Source organism: uncultured Hymenobacter sp., assembly GCF_964243305.1.
Lineage (GTDB): Bacteria > Bacteroidota > Bacteroidia > Cytophagales > Hymenobacteraceae > Hymenobacter.
Window position 1 is genome coordinate 1 of record NZ_CAXTEF010000076.1, and the last position, 3,914, is coordinate 3,914.

The window sequence follows — 3,914 nt, forward strand, 5'->3', positions numbered from 1 at the left end:
TGCCGGCAACCGTGCCGCCCAGGTCGGCGACAGCCATCCGAATGGCCTCGGCGCCGGCCGGCCCATCGACGCTGGCATACGGCCCCGAGAGGTCGGTGATGAAGCCGATACGAATCACGTTGCCCGATAGCTCGGCCACCGGGGGCGGATTCATCAGGGAGCGAAGCTCATCGGTCGGGATGACCACCGACGAGTTGTGCTTTCGAGGCAGGGCAGCAACTACGGCCTCGTTGCCAGCTGCGCTGCCTCTTAGCCGACGCGCAGTAGGTTGACTGTCAGCCGCGAGGCCGCCGTTGGATGTTGAATTCGAGATAAACCCGCAGTGGGTACCTGCGCCGGCTTCCTTCGCGAGGTTCGCCTGAGCTGGGACGATGGTCACCAGACCAAAGGCAAGGGCCATTCCAACTGGCGAGACGTAACGAAAATTGATTTTCATGGTATTGCCGATGGTTGAGGGCAGTTCTTGCGATGGCGGGCGATGGCGGAATTAGCGCACGGGTAGCCTCGTTGCTTCTCCCGGCGCTACAAGCCCTACCCCTACTGTGTAGTGCAGCGCGGCCCTAATACTTCTGGGCGGTGGGCCGCACCACGATTTCGTTCACGTCCACGTCGGCGGGCTGCTCCACGGCGTAGGCAATGGCGCGGGCAATGGCCTCAGCCGGCAGCAGGTGAATGCGGAACTGTTCTATCGCGGCCTGTTTCAGGGCTGGGTCGGAAATGGCGTTCGGCAGTTCCGATTCCGTGGCGCCCGGCGCCACCAGGGTCACCCGGATAGTCTCGTCCATCTCCTGGCGCAGGCCTTCCGACACCGCCCGCACGGCGTGCTTGGTGGCGCTGTAGATGGTGGACGTGGGCCCTACCCAACGGTCGCCGACCGAGGTGATGTGCACGAAATGACCGGCTTTTTGGGCCTGGAACACCGGCAAGGCGGCAGCGATGCCGTAGAGCACCCCTTTCAGATTGACATCAATCATCTGGTCCCACTCGGCCACCTTCAGCTGCTCCACGAGGGACAGCGGCATCACGCCAGCGTTGCTGACGAGCACGTCCACGCGCCCGAACTGCGCCTGCGCAAACTGGATAAAGGCCACGAGTTGCTCTTGCTGCGTGACATCGAGCGCCGTGCCGCGGGCCTCGCCGCCGGCTGCCTGGATTTCCGCCACAATGGCGTCCAGCCGCTCGGTGCGCCGGGCGCCCAGCACGACGCGGGCCCCCTGGGCGGCCAGGAAGCGGGCCGCGGCTTCGCCGATGCCGCTGCTGGCCCCGGTAATGGCGATGACTTTGCCGGTAATTCCGGTTCGTTGGGTTGGCATAAAGCAGTTAGTTGCTGAGAATGAAGGCAATAGTGTGAAGCACGGCGTGAGTCCGGGGCTACGCCGCCGTTTCCACCGGCGGCGTAGCCGGAGCTTGAAGCAGATACTGCGGGCCCGGGAACTGGGAGATGCAAGCCGTCTAGGCTTCGCAAAGGGATAAGCAGATTGAAATCAAGCCCGTTGAAATCACTTACCCGAGCAACGCCGGGCAATAGCCCGACGATGGAGCAGGTACCGCAAGGGCCAGGTGCCCATGAGGCAAAGCGAACCGCAAAATTCGGCGCTAGTCCCCCCCGGTACCCTGACGAAAATCACCTGGTCAAGTGACAACTATCAGCTTGGTCCCGTCGACAAACACGCACATAGGTTTTACAAAATGCCGCCCGCGATAACTCTTCGCTGAAGCAGCCCCTGGGGCACTTAACCAGCCGGCAAGCCTAATTCGTTTGAGTGCTACAAAGTTCGGCAGCCGGCCGCTCCATGCACTTACCCCATTCAAACCAGTACTTACCCAAATCAAACAATGCGCGCGGCCGAGGGTACTTGGCCCGTGTGCTTGCGAAAAAAATGGGTGAAGTGGGCCGGCTCCTCGAAGCCCAGGCAATAGCCGATGTGGGCTACCGGCCAGTCGGTGTGCTGAAGCAGGGCCTGCCCTTCCTGGACCAGGCGCTCGGCCAGCAGCTGGGTGGTGGTTTTGCCGGTCACCTCCTTCAGCGCCCGGTTCAGGTGGTTGACGTGCACGGCCAGCTGGCCGGCAAAGGCCTGGGCCGAGCGTAGCCGCACCCGGTGCTCCGGCGACTCAATAGGAAACTGCCGGGCCAGCAGCTCCGTGAAGAGCGAGGCAATGCGAATTGCCGCGTTGCCGGTGCGGTAGAGTGTGATGGCCGGTTCCAGCTTTTGCGTGCTGTGAATCAATTCCAGGACGTAGGCCCGCAACAGGTCGTACTTGTGCACGTAATCGGACCCGATTTCGACCAGCATCTTCTCAAATAGCTGCCGCACGTTGGCCCTTTGCGCGTCGGTAAGGATGTAGATGGGCTGGCCGCCCGGCTGAAACACCGGGAAGCTGCCGAGTTGCCCGGCCGTGTGCTGATGCAGAAAGGCGGGCGTGAAAATGCAGAAGAAGCCGGTTTGGGGCCCGTCCAGCTGCTCCCAGTGGTAAGGCACGAGCGGGTTGGCGAAGAGCAGCGCATGGTGTTCAATGGTTACCACTTTGTCGGCGTAGTGGTAGCGGTTGCGCCCTTCCATGAGACTGATTTTGTAGAAGTCCTTGCGGCTATACGGAACGGGCTGCGCCTGCGGGCCCACAAAATCGTCCAGCCGAAACACATTGAAATGGCCCAGGTCCTGGCGCAGGTTCTCGGGCATCCACTGCATTTTGGCCCGGTAAAATTCTTCCAGCGATTGGGTTTGGGGCATACGTAAAGCTACGCAAATCAAACCGCGCCAAGAGATGCCTGCCAAGATAGAGCCAGAGCCTCCTGGTTTTTTTGACGCCGGTCCTACCCGTGCCGCGCTCGGCAACGACCCGCTGCCCTCCGTTATCTCGCCCCAACTACTCTGCTTTCCTTCAAACGACACTTCTAAACGCTTACGCACTAGCTGTTCATGCGGACGAGCCAGCAGGTCCAGGTCTGCAGTGCCTCTTAAAGTAGCTATGATGGGTACCGGTTGCCTGGAAAAATACTTGTGGAACAACCTGCGGGCCGGGTAGACCCCGACCCGTTGGTCCGGCTTACAGGCTGGCGCCGCCGTTGACCAGCAAGTGCTGGCCGTTGACGAACGAGGACAGGCCGCTGGCGAAGAACTCGGCCGCATTGGCCACGTCCTCGACGGAAGCCAGCCGCTTCATCGGGTTGGCGGCGATGAGCGAGTCGCGCGACGGGTGGTTCTCCGTAAAAATGCCCGCCTTGTCGGTCGCGTAGGGAATAACCGAGTTAACGGTAACCCCCCGGTGGCCGATTTCCTTGGCCAGTACCTCCACCAGGTACTTCGGGGTCGTTTTGCTGCCCCCGTATACCGCCATGCCCGGCACCGGAAACACGGTGGTGCTGGAAGCCACGTAAATGATGCGGCCGTTATCTTCTACGTGGCGGGCGGCCTGTTGCAGCGTAAAGTACGACCCCTTAGTATTGAGGCTGAAGAGTTGGTCGAACTGCTCCTCGGTGAAGTCCAGTACCGGTACGTCTACCAACTCAATGCCGGCATTGGCCACCACGATGTCAATTTTGCCGAAGGCTTGCTTGGCTTCCGTGAAGAGCCGCTCAATGTCGGCGACCCGGCTCATGTCGGCCTGCACGGCAATGACCCGCCGGCCCATGGCCTTGATGTTGCTCACCACCTTGTCGATGCTGGCTTGGTCTTTGGAATAGTTCACGACCAAGTCGGCGCCCAGGGCGGCATACCGCTCGGCAATGGCTTGGCCCAGGCCGCGCGCGGAACCGGTGACGACGGCCACTTTATTGGTTAAGGAATTCATCGGATTGCTTGAAATAAGCTAAATAAGAGGGGTTGGCTGTTTTCCCGACGCGGACTACGCCATGGCCCCGTTAATGCCGATATTCTGAGCGCTAATCCATTTGGCCTCCTCACTGGCCAGGA

The 3,914-nt window shown here is 61.0% G+C and carries 3 protein-coding genes; all 3 read right to left on the minus strand.

The window, feature by feature from the left end; translation table 11 throughout:
- Positions 1 to 560 precede the first annotated feature (560 nt).
- The 3 genes from ACFE70_RS19990 to ACFE70_RS20000 all read right to left on the minus strand — a co-directional run bounded on the left by ACFE70_RS19990 (position 561) and on the right by ACFE70_RS20000 (position 3,792).
- On the minus strand, positions 561 to 1,313 hold the full coding sequence (locus tag ACFE70_RS19990) for an SDR family oxidoreductase (RefSeq protein ID WP_375419551.1): 753 nt from the start codon (positions 1,311 to 1,313) through the stop codon (positions 561 to 563).
- Between the two features lie 516 nt (positions 1,314 to 1,829).
- Positions 1,830 to 2,732, minus strand: a complete 903-nt coding sequence (locus ACFE70_RS19995) for a helix-turn-helix domain-containing protein (protein ID WP_375419552.1) — start codon at positions 2,730 to 2,732, stop codon at positions 1,830 to 1,832.
- Between the two features lie 316 nt (positions 2,733 to 3,048).
- Positions 3,049 to 3,792 carry an SDR family oxidoreductase gene (locus ACFE70_RS20000; RefSeq protein WP_375419553.1) on the minus strand — a complete coding sequence of 248 codons (744 nt, stop codon included), beginning with the start codon at positions 3,790 to 3,792 and terminating at the stop codon, positions 3,049 to 3,051.
- Between the last annotated feature and the right edge of the window lie 122 nt (positions 3,793 to 3,914).